Source organism: Hymenobacter perfusus, assembly GCF_003944765.1.
Lineage (GTDB): Bacteria > Bacteroidota > Bacteroidia > Cytophagales > Hymenobacteraceae > Hymenobacter > Hymenobacter perfusus.
In genome coordinates, this window is record NZ_RWIU01000001.1 from 1,062,256 (window position 1) to 1,080,068 (window position 17,813).

Here is a 17,813-nt window from a genome sequence, read left to right on the forward strand (position 1 = left end):
CGACGACTCGTGCTGACGTGATAAGGTCCTTCGCTCTGCTCAGGATGACAGGCGTTTGTTGTTTTCTATCTATTTCTTAAACAGCGAATTCACGAACGTCGTCCGGTCAAACAGCTGCAGATCGGTCATCTTCTCACCCACGCCGATGTAGCGCACGGGCACTTGGAGCTGGTCGGAAATGCCGATGACCACGCCGCCCTTGGCCGTGCCGTCGAGCTTGGTGATGGCCAGGGCCGATACTTCAGTGGCTTTGGTGAACTCCTTGGCCTGCAGGAAGGCGTTCTGGCCGGTGCTGCCATCGAGCACCAACAGCACCTCGTGGGGCGCGTCGGGAATCACCTTCTGCATCACGCGCTTGATTTTGCTCAGCTCGTTCATCAGGTTCACCTTGTTGTGCAGGCGGCCGGCCGTATCGATAATCACCACATCGGCGCCCATTTCCACACCTTTCTGCACCGCGTCGTAGGCCACAGAAGCCGGATCGGTGTTCATGCCGTGCGAAATAACCGGCACGCCCACCCGCTGCCCCCAGATGATAAGCTGATCCACGGCCGCAGCCCGGAACGTATCGGCGGCACCGAGTACCACTTTCTTACCAGCCGAGTGGAAACGGTGGGCCAGCTTGCCGATGGTAGTGGTTTTGCCCACGCCGTTCACGCCCACCACCATTATCACGAAGGGCGAGCCGGGGCTGTCGGGCCGGTCTAGGATGGCGCGGGAGCCGGTGGCACCGCTGTTGGCATCGAGCAGCTCCACGATTTCCTCGCGCAGGATGCGGTCCAGCTCGGAGGTGCTCACGTACTTGTCGCGGGCCACGCGCTTCTCGATGCGGTCAATCACCTTCACCGTGGTGTCGATGCCCACATCGGCGTGTACCAGCATGGTTTCCAGGTCATCAAGCACGGCCTCGTCGACGGTGGCTTTGCCCACCACGGCTTTGCTGAGCTGGTCGAAGAAGCTGGTCTTGGTTTTCTGCAACCCCTCATCGAGGGCCTGCTGTTGCTCCTTGCTTTCCTTGTCCTTCTTGAAAAAATCGAAAAGGCCCATATTGTAGGTCTTAGGGGTTAGGTCTTTGGACTTAGCTCGGCAATACTAAGCCAACGAAGAAGCCGAGGACGCACGCAACTAAGACCTAAGCCCTAATCACTAAGTCCCTAACACGCAAAAAAGTCCCACGCTGGCGGGACTTCTTCACTTATTCAGAACTGCCACAAAGGCCAGTGCTTACTTAACGCCGGTGGCGATATAGTCCTGCACTTTTTCAACGGGCACCATTTCCTCGCGGAAAGTATAGGCACCAGTCTTTTCCGATTTCACGGCACGAATAACCTTTGCCCAGTCTTTGCCGGTAGCGGTTTTCAGGGTTGCTACTACTTTCTTAGCCATTGCTCAGTTACTTGATTTCCTTGTGAACAGTCATCTTCTTGAGCACATTGTTGAATTTCTTCAACTCAATACGCTCAGGCGTGTTCTTACGGTTCTTGGTGGTGATGTAGCGCGAGGTGCCCGGCTGCCCCGAGTTCTTATGCTCAGTGCATTCAAGGATTACCTGCACCCGGTTGCCTTTCTTAGCCATCTCGACGGGGGTTTTGGGATTAAGGACTGCAAAGGTACAAGGACTTTCGGAAAAGTCAAACAGAATAAAGGGATTAGCTCTAAGCTGTTAGCCAGACCACGCCGGCTCTTCTGGTTTAGCTAAGTCCGTCGAAAGGCCAAAGCAGCCCGTCAGACGCTTTTTATGCTGTTTTCCACCGCAGCTAAACGCTGAAAATCAACGTATCCAGACGTTATTCTTTCTTTTGGCTTAGCGTAATTCCGGCAACTTAAAATCGTCGAGGGCACTGGGTTTGGCCATCATGGCTTCCACTTCGGCCACGGTGCGCGGGGCTTCCCGCGAGAGGTTTTCGTAGCCTTTTTCGGTAATCAGCACATCGTCTTCGATACGCACACCGATATTCCACCACTTTTTGTCGCAGGGGCTGCCTTCAGGAATGTAGATGCCCGGCTCCACGGTGATGACGTGACCGGCCTGCAACGGACCGTTACCACCCCGATCATGCACATCAAGACCCAGGTGGTGACTGGTACCGTGCGGGAAGTAGCGGCGGGCTTCCTCGGGCTTGCTGATGAGGCCCAGTTTCAGCAGTCCGTCGGTTATTACCTGGCGGGCGGCTTTGTCGGGGGCTTGGAAGTCGGCACCGGGCTTACAGGCTGCAAACCCAGCTTCCTGAGCGGCCAGCACCAGCTCATAAATCTGCCGCTGGGCAGGGCTGAACTTGCCGCTGGGCGGGATGGTACGGGTAACATCGGCGGTGTAGCCGTGGTACTCCGCGCCGCAGTCCATCAGCAGCAACTCGTTCTGCACTTTGGGCTTATCGTTGGCAATGTAGTGTAGCACGCAGCCATTGGCCCCGGCCCCCACAATACTGGGGTAGCCTTCGAATTCGGCCCCATATTTTTTGTATACGTACTCGTGCAGGCCCTGCAATTCTATTTCGCCCATGTCGGGCCGGGTGGCTTTCATCACTTCCTGCTGGCCTACTGCGCTAATGCGCACTGCTCGGCGGAGCAGAGCCAGCTCGGGAGGGGTTTTCACGCCCCGTAGCCGGTCCAGCGCGTCATCAAGCGTACCCATATCAAAACGGGTGACAGGGCGGGCGGCCACAGCTTTCTGACGCTCAGCATCGGTCGTGGCTTTGAGGTAGTTCTGCACGTATTCGTCTTGGGCCAGCGCCGGAATCTGTTTGCTCAGGTTCTCTAGGTAGGGCTTCAGATTGGTGGCGTTGGCCACCCCATAGCGTTGTATACTGGCGTACAGTTCCGCCTGACGCGGGTTGAAATCGGCCGGTACGGCGGCCTGCTGCCGGAACGTGGCTACCAGGTTGAACAGGTCGGCCGGGTTGCGGGAATCGTCGCGCACATCCGTGGGGAGTTCCAGGAAATGTACGGTAGTAAAGTCAGCCCATTTGATGCCGGCCGTGGCAAACTCCTTGTTATCAGCTACAAACTGCACCTGCAGCTCCCGCTTCGTGCCTTCGGTACCCAGACGACGCCCGGTCCACTGCTCGGCTTTCGGGTCGCGCGGCTGCACGAACAGGGCCTCCGTTACGCCCGTCTGGCCCTGAATGGTCTGCGGTTCTTTGAACAGCACCAGCACAGCCTCGGGCTCCTCGTAGCCGGTGAGGTAGTAGAAGTCAGGGCTTTGATGGTAGACGAAATCAACATCGTTGGCACGGTTGCGCACGGGGGCGGCAAACAGCACGGCCACCGAGCGCGCCGGCAAAGCCTGGCGCAACAATTCCCGCCGCTGCTTATGGAAACCGGGGTCCAGGAAATCGGCCGGCCGGTTGGGGCCGGCGGCCCGTTGGGCCTGAACAGCGGGTGCGGTAACGGCCAGCAGACCGGCCAGCAGCAGCAGCAGGAGGGGAGAAGCGAGAAGGGAGTAGCGCATAGCAGGGCAAAGACCAGCCCACGCCGCACACGTTGCGCGCTCAGACTTGGTCTCTGCCACGAAAGTAACGCAACGCTACCCCACCTACAACAACGCGAAGCTTCCGCCGCCTGCGCGTTCCGGAAAGAACACACGGGCCGCGGAAGCTTCGCGCAAAAAAACCAACTGGTTTCTCCGGAAGGAGAAGACTAGTATACGATGAAGCCCTGCTCCTTCGCCTTCTTCAGGACCGACATGATGCCGTTCTTGTTGATGGTGCGGATGGTGCTGGTGGCAACTTTCAGCGTAACCCAGGCGTCCTGCTCGGGGATGTAGAAGCGCTTCTTCTGCAGGTTCGGATAGAACTTACGCTTCGTCTTGTTGTTGGCGTGCGAAACGTTGTTGCCTACGCGGGTACGCTTGCCGGTCAGATCACAAACTCGGGCCATGATATTAGGAGCTTAGAGGTTTCAATGCTAGAAAAAGGGACGCAAATATCCGAAGTATTTCGATAGAAGCAAACCCAAAGGCTGGAAAATAGCGGGTTAGCCCTATTTCGGGCCCGAATTCGCCTTCTTTTTGTCGCGCGCCGCCTGCCACGGGCAGTGCCGACAGCCGTTGCCGCAGCAGGAGCCGCGCCGCCGATGGTACTGTTCGGTGAATACCATGTATCCTTCCGGGGTGAGATAGAAGTCGCCGGGCTGAAGAGGCTGGGGAGCGGCTGAAGGCACGAAACGCAGAATCAGATGAAGCGGCAAGATACGCAGGGGGCCGACAGCCACGCGGTAACCGAAGCCGGGCGTTGTTTGTATCTTACCTATACCAACAGCGGCGGCTCCTGTTCCGGCCGCCGGCTCTCCGCATCGTATGCACCTTATCCGGCTTTTCCTTTTGCTCCTTGTCCTGTCGTCGTTTGCAGGAATAGCCCAGCAGGCACTACCCGCTCAGCTGGTCTGGCTGGTGACACAGGTGGCTCAATCGTCGGCTGGGCCTCTGCCGGTACTGCCGTTGCGGGAAGCCCAGCGCACTTTGGGCACGGCCCGGCAACGGTTTCAGCAGGGCCTCCCGCCCGACACCCGCCTCTATCTCACGGCCCGCGTGCTAAACGAAGCCGCTACGCCCGAGCTGGTGATAGTAGCCCTAGAAACCTGGCAGGGCCGGCAGCTGCGGGGCCATATTCTGCGTGCCGGCGCCGCTCAGTTAGTCCCGGTAGAATTCTCGGAAGCCGCCGTGCAGGACTGGCTACTGCTACACGCCGATGGCCGGGAAGAAGGTAACTACCTGGGCAAATACTGGGACCTGGAAGAAAAGCTGGCCGCCCGCCCCGAGTAGCCCACCGCCACTAGCCGCTCCGGTTTTCCGTAGCTTTGAACACCTCCAACCTCAATTTCTGCCCACTTATGTCGTCGTCGTCCCACCCCGCCGTTTCCGACACCGCCACCGCCAGCCGCAGCCAGGAGCTGATGGCCCTGGAGGACCAGTACGGTGCCCACAACTACCATCCGCTGCCCGTGGTGCTGAGCCGGGGCGAAGGCGTTCACCTCTGGGATGTAGAGGGCAAACATTACTTCGACTTTCTTTCGGCCTACTCGGCCGTCAACCAGGGTCACTGCCACCCGCGCATTATCGGGGCCCTAACGGAGCAAGCCCAAAAGCTCACGCTCACCAGCCGGGCCTTTTTTAACGACCAGTTGGGCGCGGCCGAAAAGCAGCTGTGCGAGCTGTTCAATTACGACAAGGCCCTGCTGATGAACTCCGGAGCGGAGGCCGTGGAAACGGCCCTCAAGCTGGCCCGCAAGTGGGGGTATCAGGAGAAAGGCATTGCGCCCAACCAGGCCCGCATTCTAGTAGCCGAGCACAACTTCCACGGCCGCACCACCGGCATCATCTCCTTCAGCACCGACGGCGACTCGACCGGCGGCTTCGGCCCGTACATGCCCGGCTATCAGGTAGTGCCCTACGACGACCTGGCGGCGCTGGAAGAAGCCCTGCAAGACCCGCACGTGTGTGGCTTTCTGGTGGAACCCATCCAGGGGGAAGCCGGCGTGATGGTACCCGCTGAAGGGTATCTGGCCAAGGCGGCGGCGCTATGTAAGGCGCGCAACGTGCTATTCATTGCCGATGAAATCCAGACCGGCCTGGGCCGTACCGGTGAACTGCTGGCCGTGTGCTACGAGGGAGTACATGCCGATATCCTGATTCTGGGCAAGGCGCTGAGCGGCGGCGTGCTGCCGGTATCGGCGGTACTGGCCCGCAACGAAATCATGCTCACCATTCAGCCCGGACAGCACGGCTCTACCTTCGGCGGCAACCCGCTGGCCTCGGTGGTGCTGCGCGCGGCCCTGGATGTGCTGCTCGATGAAAAACTACCCGCCAATGCGAAAGCACTGGGCGAGGTTTTCCGGGAGCGGATGCGCCGCGTGCAGCAGCAGCGCCCCGAGGTAATTGAGCTGGTGCGTGGTAAGGGCCTGCTCAACGCGGTAGTTATCAAACCTACCGCTGATGGCCGCACGGCCTGGGACGTGTGCGTGACGCTGATGGAGCGCGGCCTGCTGGCCAAACCTACCCACGGCGACATTATCCGCTTTGCCCCGCCGCTGGTCATTACCGAAGAACAGCTGCACGAAGCTTGTGACATTATTGAGCAGGTAATCCGGGAGTTTTAGGCGTTTCCGCTATTCTGATCTGCTTTTGATAACCGAACGACCTGCCCGCCCGGCAGGTCGTTCGGCGTGAATAGGCCACCGTTCACCGGCTCCTGTCATACCCCGCCGACAAAACCGGCGCACTGGCCGCCGACCGTAGCCGGTTGACCGAAGAAGCAGGCAGAGGGCCGGCCACCCACGGTACCTTTGACGCATTACTTCCTCAAAACCTTACCGTTATGCGTACTCTTCGGGTGATTCTATTCTGTGGCGTTATCAGCGTACTGGCCAGCTGCCAGACCAGCCGCCCTACGTTTGTAACCCGTACCTTCGGAGCCGTAACGTCCTTCCCTTCCGACTCGGCCAGCACGGTGCTGCTACTGCACGATTCACAGGGGCCGCAAGCCACCCGCGTGGTGATGACGACTACCGAAGCGGCCTCCTTCCGCCAGCAATAGCTGCTGCCAGCCCTTTTGCAGGGCGTTAATTCCGTTTTGCCACTCCCCTCCTGACTACTCTCTGCCGCCGTGCCGATGCCCTTTTGGGGTGCCGCACGGCGGTTTCTTGTGCGTGAATCAGTCCTCCATTCTGCCGGGCGGTTAAAAGCGCACATCGTTTGTCTCTACCTTCGGGCTATGCAAACAACTATCCGGTTCCGCTGGTGGGTGGCGGTGCTGCTCCTGAGCAGTTGCCGCAGCGAGCAGGCCGCCTTCTCCTTTCGCCCCGCTCCGGCGGCTACCAGCACCCCAGTGGCCCAGCCCGTGACCGAAGCAGCCAGCGCCGCAGCTACTACATTATCCGTAACACCCGAGCCGGCTACGCGGCCGGTGGCGGCCCGGCAGATGCCCCGGCCGGTTACGGGCCGAGTCCTACGGCCACGCCTGGCCCCGGCTTTCCTGCAACGGCCGGTGCTACGGCAGCACCCCGAAACCACTGCCGTAGCCCGGCCCCAGGCCCCACGTCGGCACGATGCGTTGCATGTGGTGCTGGGGGCGTTGCTGGTGGTGGGCGGCGTGGTGGCGGGCCTGGCGCTGGGCGGCTGGCTGGGTCTGGGCGTGGGGGCCGTGGTGGTGCTGCTTGGCTACTATTTTGTGGTGCTGGGCATCGGGGGCAAGCACGCCTGGCTGGAGATATTCCAGGAGTTTTTCAACATGTAACGGCCAACCACGGCCAGGCTACCAATGGCCCGCCCGGCAACCTTACCTTCGCACCGGTTGTTCTATCTCATCTTACCAACTGAAGTTTTCGTATGCCCCAGCTCCCCACGCACCGCCCGCGCCGCAACCGCAAGTCGCAGATTATCCGCGACATGGTGCAGGAAACCCGCCTCACGACGCACGACTTTATCTTCCCGCTTTTCCTGATTGAAGGCCACAGCCAGCAAGTGGAAATCCACTCCATGCCGGGCATTTTCCGATTTTCGGCCGACAAAATCATCGACGAAGTAGGCCGCTGCGTGGAGCTGGGCATCCAGAGCTTCGCGCCATTTCCGAGCATCAACGACGGCCTTAAGGACCGGCTGGCCCGTGAATCGGCCAACCCGGAGGGGCTCTACCTCAAGACCATAGCCGACATCAAGCGGCAGTTTCCGGACGTGGTGCTGATGACCGACGTGGCCATGGACCCCTACTCCTCCGACGGCCACGACGGCGTGGTGGACGCCGAATCGGGCGAGATTCTCAACGATGCCACTTTGGAGGTGCTCGGCCAGATGGCGTTGGCCCAGGCCCGCGCCGGCGCCGACATCATCGGGCCTTCGGATATGATGGACGGCCGCGTGGCCTGGATTCGGGAGGTGCTGGATAGCAACGCCTTCAGCCACGTGAGCATCATGAGCTACACGGCCAAGTACGCCTCGGCTTTCTACGGCCCGTTCCGCGACGCGCTGGACTCGGCCCCCAAGAAAGGCGACAAGAAAAGCTACCAGATGAACCCCGCCAACCGCCGCGAGGCCCTGCGCGAGCTGGCCCTCGACGAAGCGGAAGGCGCCGACATGGTGATGATCAAGCCGGCCCTGAGCTACCTCGACGTGATTCGGGAAGTGCGCGACAACACCCACCTGCCCGTGACGGCCTACAACGTGTCGGGCGAGTACGCCATGGTGAAGGCCGCCGCCCAAAACGGCTGGCTCGACGGCGAGAAAACCATGATGGAAGTCCTCACCAGCATCAAGCGCGCCGGCGCCGACGCCATCCTCACCTACTTCGCCAAGGAAGCCGCCGAAGTGCTGCGGCGCGGGTAGCCCAAGCGACGAGGCAAAAAAAAAGCAACGTCATGCCGAGGCGCAGCCGAAGCATCTCGCGTGCTGATGTTGCTTTACTAGCCCAGGGTTTAAACCCTGGGCTACGGAGCGGTTGCCGTTCAACGATTTGGCAACGTCAGCACGCGAGATGCTTCGGCTGCGCCTCTGCATGACGTTCTTTGCTTAACTGCTTTTCCCCTTTGACTTCACCCAATGCCCCGCCTCGCCACCGCCGCCGACCTGCCCGCCGTTCTCGACCTCATCCGGCAGGTGGTGCCGCTGATGAATGCGGCCGGCAACTGGCAATGGACGGCGGAGTACCCGAACGAAGAGGTTTTCCGGCGGGATATTGCGCAGGGCCATCTTTGGGTAGCCGAGCTGGATGGCCAGGTAGCTGCCGTGGCCGCCCTCACCCACAACGACCAGGACGCCGAATACGCCCAGGCCGACTGGGATGCCGCCGAGCCGGCCCTCGTCACGCACCGGCTGGCCGTGCACCCGCAGGCCCAGGGCCACGGATTGGCTGCCGCGCTACTCACGCAGGCCGAAGTGCTGGCCCGGCAGCAAAGCCTGCGGGTGCTACGCGTGGATACCAACTCCGAAAACCAGGCCACCCAGCGGCTTTTCCCGAAGCTGGGCTACCGCTACGTCGGCGAAATCACGCTGGCGTTCCGGCCGGGGCTGCGGTTTTTCTGCTACGAGAAGTGGCTGGAATTAAGCAAGCAGGCTGGCAATTGAATTACTGCCGTTCTCAGCACTAGAACCGGGAAGCCAGAAAGCTGAGAAGATGCCTGACCCCGCCGAACATTTCGTCTAGCTGGTAGCTCATCAAAAACAAACCCACGTAGAATGGGCTGGGATGCACGTATTGCCATCGGACGAGAGGCGCATAGAATATCTGGCGTACGGCTGGCAGGTTGGCGGCCAGGGCGGTGGCGACGCCCACTACCGCGCCCGCCAGCAAGTCGGTAGGGTAATGCAGCCCCAGGTATAGCCGGGGCAGGCAGATAAAGACGATAACGTAGACTGTAGCAGCAATTCCTAGTCGCCGCGAGAGAAAGAAGAAGCCCGTGGATAGCGCAAAAAATACGGTAGCATGGTCGCTGGGAAACGAACTGGTATCGGCAGAGTCAGATAGCAGGTCTTTTTCCACTGCTATCAGATGCAGCTCCTTATTGTGCAAGGGCCGTGGGCGCTCCGGAAAAACGTGCGTTAGCACCCGGGTTACTCCGATGCCTAGCAGACAGCCCGCCAGGACGCCCAGCACTACCTGTCGGCACCCATTGCCGAGAGCGGTATCACGGCACTGAAACCAGCGCCACCACAGCACCATGGTAAACACAGCACCTTTGCAAAGACTGTTGTAACTCAAAAAGGCCACCATTTCATCGAAGGCCGGCGACTTGTGCATGAATTCATTCATGCCTTCTAAAATACGCTGATCAATGGCGGGTATCATGGCGCTGTATTCAAGGATAAAATTCAAATAAATATATAAATTTTAATAATTAATCAAAATTTAATCTGCCATTAATGCACGCCTAATGCTTTTCCTGAAACGGCCACCGACCCAGCCGGCGGCTCCAGAGCAGAAACGCCCCCACCCCGGCCCCGGTAACGGCCAGCCCGGAAAGCATGAACTGCGGCCCGGTGCTCCAGAACACCCACAGCCACACGGCCACCGCCAGCACCACCGGCAGTGGGTACAACGGCATCCGGAACGGTAAATGCGCCGTGCCGTTGCGGCGGCGCAGCAGCACGAGGCCCACGGCCTGGCCCACGAACTGCACCAGAATCCGCATGGCCAGGATAGCCGAAATGACCTCGCCTAGCCGGAACAGCAAACTGAACACGAAGCCCACACCGCCCAGAATCAGCAGCGAGACGTGCGGGAAGTGCTTGGTGGGGTGGGTTTTGGCGAAGATGTGCAGAAACTCGCCGTCGGCGGCCGCCGCGTAGGGGATGCGCGAGTAGCCCAGCAGCACCGCAAACAAGGAGGCAAACGCCACCCACAGCACCAGCGCCGTGGCCACCTGCGCCGCCAGCGGCCCGTAGATCTTCTCCACGAAGCTGCTCACGATGAACTCGGAGTGCTGGGCCTCCTGCCACGGAATCACGGAGCCCACGCTCCAGTTCAGCAGCAGGTACAGCGCCATGATGCCGAGGATGCTCAGGAAGATGCTGCGCGGAATCACGCGCTGGGGCTCCTTGATTTCGCCGCCCAGGTGGCACACGTTGTAGTAGCCGAGGTAGCTGTAGATGGTCTTGACGGTGGCCTGCCCCATGGCGGCCGAGAGCAGCACGCCCGGCAGCGCCGAGAGGCCGCCCTCGGGCAGCCACGCCACCGGCACCGTAGCGTGCGTAACGCCCCCGAAAATCAGCCAGCCCATGAGGCCCAGCACGCCCATCCAGAGCATCACGCCCAGCTTGCCGATGTCCTCGATGCGGCGGTAGAGCAGCGCAATCAGCAGCAAAACCACCACGCCCGATACCAGTTTGGGCTGCCACCACTCCGTCAGTGGCACCAAATAGCCGAAATACTGCGCGAAGCCGATGGCGCCCGAGGCCACCACCAGCGGGGCCTGCACCAGCGTCTGCCACACGTAGAGAAACGAGAACAGCCGGCCCCACTTCTGCTCGCCGTAGGCCAGCTTGAGGAAGCGGTAGGAGCCGCCGGCCTCGGGGTAGGCCGCGCCCAGTTCGCTCCAGATCAGGCCATCCACCACGCTCAGGCCCGCGCCTACCAGCCAGGCCAGCAGGAAGTTCGGCCCCATGAAGCCCATCACCAGCGGCAGCGTCACGAAGGGCCCGATGCCCACCATGTCAATCATGTTCAGGGCCGTGGCCTGCACCAGCCCCAGGCGGCGGCGCAACGGGGCAGTGGCTTCAGACGGGGCAACAGGGGAGTCGAGGTCGGGCATACGGGAGGAGAGAAGCTGTAAAAGTCGCAGAAACCCGGAATGTTCAACGGCCCGTATTCTACGCCCTTCGGATGACGGCGGCGCGACAAGGCCCGGCATTTCCAACCTCAACCTAACCCGGCGCGTACCAGCAGGCACACGCACTCCTACGTATGTCTGCTGGTTCATCTAAAATTGCCATTTACGGGGCCATCGGGGCCAACGTCGCCATTGCTATCAGCAAGTTTGTGGCGGCCTTCTTCACGGGTAGCTCAGCCATGCTGTCCGAGGGAATTCACTCGTTGGTCGACAGCGGCAACGGCCTGCTGATTCTCTACGGCGTGAAGCAGTCGGAGAAACCGGCCGACGCCCGCCACCCGTTTGGGCGCAGCAAGGAGCTGTATTTCTGGGCGTTGATTGTGGCCGTGCTGGTGTTTTCGGTGGGCGGCGGCATGTCGTTCTACGAGGGTATCGAGCACCTCAAGCACCCCGCTCCCATCACCGACCCCACCTGGAACTACTGGGTGCTGGGCCTTTCGATGCTGTTCGAGGGCATTTCCTGCTTCCTGGCGTTCCGTGAATTCAACAAGGACCGCGGCGACGCCGGGTTCTGGGCCACGCTGAGCCGCAGCAAGGACCCCTCGGTATTCGCCATCCTGATGGAAGATCTGGCCGCGCTGCTGGGTTTGACCATTGCGTTGGCCGGCGTGTACTTCGGGCACGCGCTCAACAACCCATATTTTGACGGCGGGGCATCCATCTGCATCGGCATTTTGCTGGTGTCGGTGGCCATCTTCCTGATCTACAAAACCAAGGGCCTGCTGGTAGGCGAAGGCGTCGACGACGAAATTCTCGACAGCCTCGAAGCGCTGGCCCGCGCCCAGCGCGGCGTGGAAGCCGTACGCCGGCCGCTTACCATGTATATGGGCCCGACGGACGTAGTGCTGGCCCTCGACGTGGAGTTTCACGACCACCTCTCGGCTCACGAGGTAGAGACGGCCGTAGATCAGTTGCAGAACGTTATCCGGGCCAAGCACCCGGAGTTTAAGCGCATTTTCATCGAAGCCAAAGGCCTCACCGGCAAACAGCGCCACCCCTCCCCCACCGATTCCCCTTCTCCCCAGATATAGTTGTTTCTGTTTGGTTGGTTGTGGTTTCTAGCGGCCAGTTGCTTCCGGCGAAATGGCCGCCAGTAGCCTGGTACCCGACACCAAAAACCACAACCGGCAACCAAAAACCCACAACGCCTATGCTGCACGATTTCCTATCTTCCTCGCCTTTTCAGTCCTTTTGGATGGCGGGATTCGAGTGTACTGACCAGCAGAATACGTTCGGTAACCGCGTTGACTTCCTGACGCTGACGGGCCATTTGCAACTGCTGGACGAGGATTACCAGGCCATTCAGCACGTTGGCTTAGGCACGGCGCGGGAAGGCATCCGCTGGAGCCAGGTGGAGCGCACTCCCTACCACTACGACTGGAGCACCGTGCAGACGCTGCTGGAGGCGGGCCGCCGCCACGGCGTGCAACAGGTCTGGGACCTGTGCCACTTCGGCTACCCCGACGACCTGACGCCCCTGCACCCGATGTTTGCCCGCCGCTTCGCCCACCTGTGCCGGGCCTTCGTGGAGTTCTACCGCAGCCAGCGCCCCGATGACGTGCTCATCGTGACGCCCATCAACGAGGTGAGCTTCATGAGTTGGCTGGGCGGCGACGTGCGCGGCACCTCGCCCTACTGCGTGGGTCAGGGCTGGGAAGTAAAACGCGGCCTGATGCGGGCCTACATCGAAGGCGTAGCCGCTCTGCGCGAAGCCGACCCCGGCATCCGGATTCTGACCACCGAACCGCTCATTAACATTGTACCCCGGCCGGGAGCCGGCCCCGCCGAAGTGCGCCGCGCCCGGGAATTCGACCTCAACCAGTTCCAGAGCGTGGATATGCTATGCGGCCGGCTGTGCCCCGAGTTGGGCGGCCGGCCTGAGTTTCTGGACCTGCTGGGTTTCAATTATTATTACGACAACCAGTGGCAGCAGGAGCCGCACCAGACGCTACCCTGGGCCAACGACTTCCAGGACCCGCGTTTCCGGCCGCTGAGTGCGCTGCTGGAACGCGCCTACCGCCGCTACGGCCGGCCCGTGGTCCTCACCGAAACCAGCCACCCGGGCCAGGACCGCCCCCATTGGCTGCGCATGATAGCCCACGAAGCCGCGCGGACGTTGCAGGCGGGCGTACCGCTGCTGGGCGTGTGCCTCTACCCCATCATTGACCGGCCCGACTGGGACCACCTCACGCCCTGGCACCGCGCCGGCCTTTGGGATGCCGACGACACCGACACCGACACCGCGCCCGGCCTCACCCGCCTGCTGCATGCGCCCTCAGCCGAGGCCCTGGCCGAGGCGCAACAGCTCGTAGCTGGCTTGCTGCCCCAGCCCGTCGACCTGCTTCTCTACACCTCCTGATGCCGTTTTATGTCGTCCTCCGCCGCTGAGTTGCTGCACCAGTTTCGCCAGGCATTTGCCGATGGCAACCTCTCGCCCACGGAAGCCCGCCACCTCCGCGAGCAGCTGACGGCTTTCCACCGCCGGCACGGCAACGTGGAGGAGCTGCGGCACCAGCTGTTTGAGCTGGCCAAGGAGCGGTTCAACACCTTCAAGGACAAAGCCGTCATCGAGTGGCTGGAAGCGGCCAGTGCTTTGCTGCCCGCCGCACCGGCAACCCCGGCGGCAGTCCATCCGGCCGAAGTATTTTTCAGCCCTGGCGAGGAGTGCGTGGCCGCCATCCGGCGCTTCATCGGGCAGGCTACCCGCACGCTGGATGTGTGCGTGTTCACCGTGGCCGATGACCGCCTGACCGACGCCTTACTGACCGCGCACCGCCGGGGCGTGCGGGTACGCCTGCTCACCGATGACGAGAAGCTCCTGGACCGGGGCTCTGACGTAGAGCAGCTGCACGCGGCCGGCGTGCCCGTGCGCACTGACCAATCCAGCAACCACATGCACCACAAGTTTGCCGTGGCCGATAACCGCGCCGTCCTGACCGGCAGCTACAACTGGACCCGCTCAGCCGCTGAGTACAACCTCGAAAACCTGCTCATCACCCCCGATCCGGCCATTGTGCAGCGGTACGCCGGCGAGTTTGCCCAGCTTTGGGAGCAGTTGCGGCCTTTCGCAGGCTAGATTCACACGGCTCCCAACGTAGCGGCCCGGCCGACGCCTGCTGAGCAGGTGCCGGCCGGGCCGTAGTCTTTTTCAGCCGTAGCGGTTACTTACCGGGGGTAGTAGTACCTACTGAAGGCGAGGGAGCCGGCGCATCAGGCCCCGGCCGGCGGATGGAAATCAGCTGGCGGGTATTGGTGATGCCTACCGTGAGGCTGAGGTAATAGTCGCCGGCTGGCAGAGCCGTGAAATCCAGTGTCTGGTGATGGGCCCCGGCGGGCTGCTTACGGTAGTCGGACACGCGCACGGCCACGCCGTTCTGGTTATAGAGCACCCAGCCCAATGGCTTGGCTTCCGGCAGCGTGTAGGCCATCTGGAGCACCCCGTTGGATGGGTTAGGGTACACGCTCATCTTGTTGTCGCCCACGCTGGGAGCGTTAGCCGCAGCGGCCGGCATTTTTTCTTCAACTTCCTTTACTGCAACCAGCTTCCACTGCTGGTTCGGCTCGCCGGTGTAGCGCTGCTGCTGCAGGCCGCCGTCCAGCGTGTCGCCATAAGTCAGCACCTTTTTACGGACGTGGTGCGGCGTGAGCTTGTAGTATCCTTTGTCGGCTTCCTCAATTTTCCACCGCTGATTGTACCCGCTGTAGTAGGTCCACACGCTGAGCGGAGCACCGTTGGAGGTGGAGCTGCCCAATACCTCCAGCACCTTATTGCTACCAGGTAGTACCAATCGGTACAACCCTTCTCCGGCCGGCTCGATGCGCCATTGGGGAGCAACATCCTTCTGGCCGGCAGCCTCGGCGGCCAGTTGCTCGGCGCGGGTAGCGGGGCGGCTCTGCTCTACCTTCAACGGCTGGCCCGTAGAGCGCACCGAGAGGGTATACAAACCCGATAAATCGGCGGGGGGTGTGGGTTCGGGCTCAGCTTCTTTAACCGGCTTCGGGGGCTTGGGAGCCTTCACTACTTTCTCGGCAGCTTTGGGCGCGGCCTGCGCCACCGCTTTAGGCGCAGGTTTGGCCGGCACTGCCGCCGGCTTGGCCACTGGCTTAGCGGCGGCAGCGGGCTTGGCAGCCGTAGTGGCGGCCGATTTAGCAGCTATACCAGCCGCCGTGGGCGTCGGAACGGCTTTGGCCTTGGCTACCGGTGGCGGGCCGGCGGGGTCGCGCGTGAGCGGGGAGCCCAGCGGGTAGAGGTTGCCCGTGGGAATAAGCTGCGGCGACTGGCCGGGGCCGGCCCACTGCAGCTGAATACCGGCGTTACCCTCGGCATCGTTATACTCCAGCTTGATGGTAACTTTCTCGCCGGCCGCCAGCGTCACCGTGGGGTCGTCCACGTTGGTGGGCTTGCGGCCGTCCCAGGTGTCGAGCACTTTTTTGCCGTTTACCCACAGGCGCACTTCATCGGTTGTGGCCGCCACGAAGCGGTAGCGGCCGGTGCCGGGCGCGGCCAGCAGGCCTTCCCAGCGCACCGAAAAGTTATCGACGGGCAGTTCCGGCGCGGGTGCCGCCGCGCCCCAGCGGAAATCCACCACGGCATCCTGCCGCTTCAGTACGGGCGCCCCGGCCAGCGAGCCATTATTGAAGTAGGAAGCCGTGAGGCCCATTCCCCAGCCCTGCACCGGCAAGCTGGCTACGGGTCGCGCCGGAAACAGCTCCGTGGCTGCCGCCGAAACCCCGGTGGCTTGCAACTCGCCGGTCAGGCTCAGCCCCAGAACGGAGCACAAAAGTAAATATCGCACAGTATGAAAGGCTTTGAGTGATGAAAACAGAGCCCGTAGCAGGCAAATGAGAACCGCACAAAAAAGTAGACTCAGAGTTATATTTTCCTGATTCCACTCTGACCAATATACGCCTTTTTTTCAGCGTGTTTGGTACACTTCAGCTTCCGGAGGCAAGCCCCCGGAGCACTGAATACTACAAATTTACGCCTTCCTGCCGGCTTCTCCTGCCCTTATTTCATATTTTTGGGTTCCCTCCCCGTCTCCTTACTGCCATGACCGAAGCCAGTGCCTTTCTAGCCTCTCCCCTGGGTCTGCTGGCCCTGCGGGGCACCGACGATGGGTTACGGGCCGTGCAGTTTATGAGCACGCCGGTCCCGGTCGTAACGGCGACGCCCGCGCATCAGGTGCCGGGCTGCCTGCAGGAAGCGTACCGGCAACTGCAGGCCTATTTCGAGCGGGAGCTGCGGGAATTTTCAGTGACTACCGATGTGGTAACGGGTACGGGTTTCCAGCAGCTGGTGTGGGCCACGCTGCCGGCGGTAGCCTACGGCCGCACGGCTTCCTATCTTGATATTGCCCGGCAGCTTGATAACCCGGGCGCGGTGCGGGCCGTGGGTGCGGCCAACGGGCAGAATCCGCTGGCTATCATCTGGCCCTGCCACCGCATTATCGGGGCCAACGGGCAGCTGACCGGCTACGCGGGGGGCCTCTCGCGCAAGCGGTGGCTACTAGATTTCGAGCGGCCCAGTTTGCAGACCAGCCTTTTCTAGCTCGTTTTAGCGCGCCGGGTTGTGGGCTGGCACCACCGTTAAGCTGTTATTCGGCTCGTTGGCCCACCAGAACCAGCAATTGCTGGTACACGATGTTGTGTTGCCAGTACAGCTGCAGCACCATCGGAATGTGCTTTTTGCCGGGCAGCACGGTGTAGCGCGGCGAGTGGCCCAACGCTGTCAGCCGCTGCCGGAACCGGGCACTACTGCTGCTGATGGACGGGTACGTTTCACCCCCAATAAGCATTACCATGGGCGGAGTATGCGCCGTGAGGTGATACAGGGCAGAAGTCTGCTGCCAGCCGGCCGGATCTTTGCCGAAAGGCACCAGATACTGCGCATCGTTGGGGTACTGCATCCGTCGCAGGTAGTCGTACATATCCAGTCCGGCAGGGTCGTCGAGCACAGCACCGCGCACCGGATTCCGGGCCAGGCCGCGGCGCTGAAACAGGGCATCATCGGCCGCCAGCAGCGCCGCCAGCCCGCCCCCGGCTGAGTGGCCCATCACGAATATCCGCTGCGGGTCGCCGCCAAACTCCCGAATGTGCTCGGTGGTCCAGATAACGGCCCGGGCGCAGTCATCGGCCATTTGCGGCACCTGCACCTGCGGCGCCAAGCGGTAGTTGAGGATAACGGCCACCACGCCCTGCTTGGCCAAACGGCGACCGATGAAGGAATAAAACTCTTTGCTGCCACTATCCCAGTTGCCGCCGTGAATGAAAACCACCACCGGCCGCAAAGCCGGAGCGGCTTCTTTCGGGGCGTATACATCCAGCTGGTGCCGCTTGGGGTGGTAGGCAGAATCGGTGGCGGGTACGTACCGGATATCGGCCGTACGGCGGCTGGGACGGGCTACAGCGTACTCGGTAGCACCTGCCAGCAGCAACAGGCCGATCAGCAGCGCGGGCAGTAGCCGCCAGAACAAAAAACGCATCAGGGAGAGAAAGAA

At 61.5% G+C, this 17,813-nt stretch carries 20 protein-coding genes; 10 read left to right on the plus strand and 10 right to left on the minus strand.

Features of this window, described 5'->3' with window-relative positions; translation table 11 throughout:
* Window positions 1-69: 69 nt before the first annotated feature.
* From ftsY to EI293_RS22475, 6 genes are all read right to left on the minus strand, one after another.
* On the minus strand, window positions 70-1,047 hold the full coding sequence (gene ftsY, locus EI293_RS04565) for a signal recognition particle-docking protein FtsY (RefSeq protein ID WP_125435947.1): 978 nt from the start codon (window positions 1,045-1,047) through the stop codon (window positions 70-72).
* A 177-nt stretch (window positions 1,048-1,224) separates the two neighbouring features.
* Complete coding sequence (locus tag EI293_RS04570) at window positions 1,225-1,386, minus strand: DUF4295 domain-containing protein (RefSeq protein WP_125435948.1); 162 nt, start codon at window positions 1,384-1,386, stop codon at window positions 1,225-1,227.
* 7 nt (window positions 1,387-1,393) lie between these two features.
* Window positions 1,394-1,576: a 50S ribosomal protein L33 gene (gene rpmG, locus EI293_RS04575; RefSeq protein ID WP_022825071.1), complete on the minus strand. Its 183-nt coding sequence runs from the start codon at window positions 1,574-1,576 to the stop codon at window positions 1,394-1,396.
* A 228-nt stretch (window positions 1,577-1,804) separates the two neighbouring features.
* Complete coding sequence (locus tag EI293_RS04580; RefSeq protein WP_125435949.1) at window positions 1,805-3,451, minus strand: aminopeptidase P family protein; 1,647 nt, start codon at window positions 3,449-3,451, stop codon at window positions 1,805-1,807.
* Window positions 3,452-3,639: 188 nt separating this feature from the next.
* Window positions 3,640-3,879, minus strand: a complete 240-nt coding sequence (rpmB, locus tag EI293_RS04585; protein ID WP_044003635.1) for a 50S ribosomal protein L28 — start codon at window positions 3,877-3,879, stop codon at window positions 3,640-3,642.
* 102 nt (window positions 3,880-3,981) lie between these two features.
* On the minus strand, window positions 3,982-4,212 hold the full coding sequence (locus tag EI293_RS22475; RefSeq protein WP_394343389.1) for a DUF5522 domain-containing protein: 231 nt from the start codon (window positions 4,210-4,212) through the stop codon (window positions 3,982-3,984).
* A gap of 109 nt (window positions 4,213-4,321) precedes the next feature.
* Here EI293_RS22475 and EI293_RS04595 point away from each other — a divergent pair, with 109 nt between their 5' ends.
* From EI293_RS04595 to EI293_RS04620, 6 genes are all read left to right on the plus strand, one after another.
* Window positions 4,322-4,762, plus strand: coding sequence for a hypothetical protein (locus EI293_RS04595; protein WP_125435951.1), 441 nt, complete (start codon window positions 4,322-4,324; stop codon window positions 4,760-4,762).
* A 68-nt stretch (window positions 4,763-4,830) separates the two neighbouring features.
* Window positions 4,831-6,096 carry an ornithine--oxo-acid transaminase gene (gene rocD, locus EI293_RS04600; protein WP_125436260.1) on the plus strand — a complete coding sequence of 422 codons (1,266 nt, stop codon included), beginning with the start codon at window positions 4,831-4,833 and terminating at the stop codon, window positions 6,094-6,096.
* 218 nt (window positions 6,097-6,314) lie between these two features.
* Entirely contained in the window at window positions 6,315-6,533 is a 219-nt protein-coding gene (locus EI293_RS04605) for a hypothetical protein (RefSeq protein WP_125435952.1), read from the plus strand.
* A gap of 177 nt (window positions 6,534-6,710) precedes the next feature.
* Window positions 6,711-7,232 carry a hypothetical protein gene (locus EI293_RS04610; RefSeq protein ID WP_125435953.1) on the plus strand — a complete coding sequence of 174 codons (522 nt, stop codon included), beginning with the start codon at window positions 6,711-6,713 and terminating at the stop codon, window positions 7,230-7,232.
* Between the two features lie 92 nt (window positions 7,233-7,324).
* Entirely contained in the window at window positions 7,325-8,317 is a 993-nt protein-coding gene (hemB, locus tag EI293_RS04615; RefSeq protein ID WP_125435954.1) for a porphobilinogen synthase, read from the plus strand.
* A gap of 213 nt (window positions 8,318-8,530) precedes the next feature.
* A complete protein-coding gene (locus tag EI293_RS04620; RefSeq protein ID WP_125435955.1) occupies window positions 8,531-9,055 on the plus strand; it encodes a GNAT family N-acetyltransferase in 525 nt (174 codons plus the stop codon).
* A 19-nt stretch (window positions 9,056-9,074) separates the two neighbouring features.
* On the opposite strand, the gene EI293_RS04625 is transcribed toward EI293_RS04620, so the two are convergent.
* Window positions 9,075-9,740 carry a phosphatase PAP2 family protein gene (locus tag EI293_RS04625; protein ID WP_170170240.1) on the minus strand — a complete coding sequence of 222 codons (666 nt, stop codon included), beginning with the start codon at window positions 9,738-9,740 and terminating at the stop codon, window positions 9,075-9,077.
* 118 nt (window positions 9,741-9,858) lie between these two features.
* Window positions 9,859-11,238: an APC family permease gene (locus EI293_RS04630; protein ID WP_125435957.1), complete on the minus strand. Its 1,380-nt coding sequence runs from the start codon at window positions 11,236-11,238 to the stop codon at window positions 9,859-9,861.
* 152 nt (window positions 11,239-11,390) lie between these two features.
* Between EI293_RS04630 and EI293_RS04635 the strand changes: the two genes are divergently transcribed.
* From EI293_RS04635 to EI293_RS04645, 3 genes are all read left to right on the plus strand, one after another.
* Entirely contained in the window at window positions 11,391-12,347 is a 957-nt protein-coding gene (locus EI293_RS04635) for a cation diffusion facilitator family transporter (protein WP_125435958.1), read from the plus strand.
* Window positions 12,348-12,466: 119 nt separating this feature from the next.
* The gene (locus tag EI293_RS04640) at window positions 12,467-13,675 is read left to right on the plus strand and encodes a glycoside hydrolase family 1 protein (RefSeq protein ID WP_125435959.1); all 1,209 of its coding nucleotides are present in this window, start codon (window positions 12,467-12,469) and stop codon (window positions 13,673-13,675) included.
* 9 nt (window positions 13,676-13,684) lie between these two features.
* Window positions 13,685-14,392 (plus strand): phospholipase D-like domain-containing protein, encoded by a 708-nt coding sequence (locus tag EI293_RS04645; RefSeq protein WP_125435960.1) that lies wholly within the window; start codon window positions 13,685-13,687, stop codon window positions 14,390-14,392.
* Window positions 14,393-14,477: 85 nt separating this feature from the next.
* Here the strand turns inward: EI293_RS04645 and EI293_RS04650 are convergent, their stop codons facing one another.
* Entirely contained in the window at window positions 14,478-16,097 is a 1,620-nt protein-coding gene (locus EI293_RS04650) for an RICIN domain-containing protein (protein ID WP_125435961.1), read from the minus strand.
* 269 nt (window positions 16,098-16,366) lie between these two features.
* Between EI293_RS04650 and EI293_RS04655 the strand changes: the two genes are divergently transcribed.
* Window positions 16,367-16,864 (plus strand): methylated-DNA--[protein]-cysteine S-methyltransferase, encoded by a 498-nt coding sequence (locus EI293_RS04655; protein WP_125435962.1) that lies wholly within the window; start codon window positions 16,367-16,369, stop codon window positions 16,862-16,864.
* Between the two features lie 46 nt (window positions 16,865-16,910).
* Here EI293_RS04655 and EI293_RS04660 read toward each other — a convergent pair whose 3' ends face one another.
* The gene (locus EI293_RS04660) at window positions 16,911-17,798 is read right to left on the minus strand and encodes an alpha/beta hydrolase (RefSeq protein WP_125435963.1); all 888 of its coding nucleotides are present in this window, start codon (window positions 17,796-17,798) and stop codon (window positions 16,911-16,913) included.
* Window positions 17,799-17,813 lie beyond the last annotated feature (15 nt).

Coding starts and splice junctions, on each gene's coding strand:
- ftsY (WP_125435947.1), bottom strand. CDS start 1,047: ATGGGCCTTTTCGATTTTTTCAAGAAGGACAAGGAAAGCAAGGAGCAA.
- EI293_RS04570 (WP_125435948.1), bottom strand. CDS start 1,386: ATGGCTAAGAAAGTAGTAGCAACCCTGAAAACCGCTACCGGCAAAGAC.
- rpmG (WP_022825071.1), bottom strand. CDS start 1,576: ATGGCTAAGAAAGGCAACCGGGTGCAGGTAATCCTTGAATGCACTGAG.
- EI293_RS04580 (WP_125435949.1), bottom strand. CDS start 3,451: ATGCGCTACTCCCTTCTCGCTTCTCCCCTCCTGCTGCTGCTGCTGGCC.
- rpmB (WP_044003635.1), bottom strand. CDS start 3,879: ATGGCCCGAGTTTGTGATCTGACCGGCAAGCGTACCCGCGTAGGCAAC.
- rocD (WP_125436260.1), top strand. CDS start 4,831: ATGTCGTCGTCGTCCCACCCCGCCGTTTCCGACACCGCCACCGCCAGC.
- EI293_RS04605 (WP_125435952.1), top strand. CDS start 6,315: ATGCGTACTCTTCGGGTGATTCTATTCTGTGGCGTTATCAGCGTACTG.
- EI293_RS04610 (WP_125435953.1), top strand. CDS start 6,711: ATGCAAACAACTATCCGGTTCCGCTGGTGGGTGGCGGTGCTGCTCCTG.
- hemB (WP_125435954.1), top strand. CDS start 7,325: ATGCCCCAGCTCCCCACGCACCGCCCGCGCCGCAACCGCAAGTCGCAG.
- EI293_RS04620 (WP_125435955.1), top strand. CDS start 8,531: ATGCCCCGCCTCGCCACCGCCGCCGACCTGCCCGCCGTTCTCGACCTC.
- EI293_RS04625 (WP_170170240.1), bottom strand. CDS start 9,740: ATGAATGAATTCATGCACAAGTCGCCGGCCTTCGATGAAATGGTGGCC.
- EI293_RS04630 (WP_125435957.1), bottom strand. CDS start 11,238: ATGCCCGACCTCGACTCCCCTGTTGCCCCGTCTGAAGCCACTGCCCCG.
- EI293_RS04635 (WP_125435958.1), top strand. CDS start 11,391: ATGTCTGCTGGTTCATCTAAAATTGCCATTTACGGGGCCATCGGGGCC.
- EI293_RS04640 (WP_125435959.1), top strand. CDS start 12,467: ATGCTGCACGATTTCCTATCTTCCTCGCCTTTTCAGTCCTTTTGGATG.
- EI293_RS04645 (WP_125435960.1), top strand. CDS start 13,685: ATGTCGTCCTCCGCCGCTGAGTTGCTGCACCAGTTTCGCCAGGCATTT.
- EI293_RS04655 (WP_125435962.1), top strand. CDS start 16,367: ATGACCGAAGCCAGTGCCTTTCTAGCCTCTCCCCTGGGTCTGCTGGCC.
- EI293_RS04660 (WP_125435963.1), bottom strand. CDS start 17,798: ATGCGTTTTTTGTTCTGGCGGCTACTGCCCGCGCTGCTGATCGGCCTG.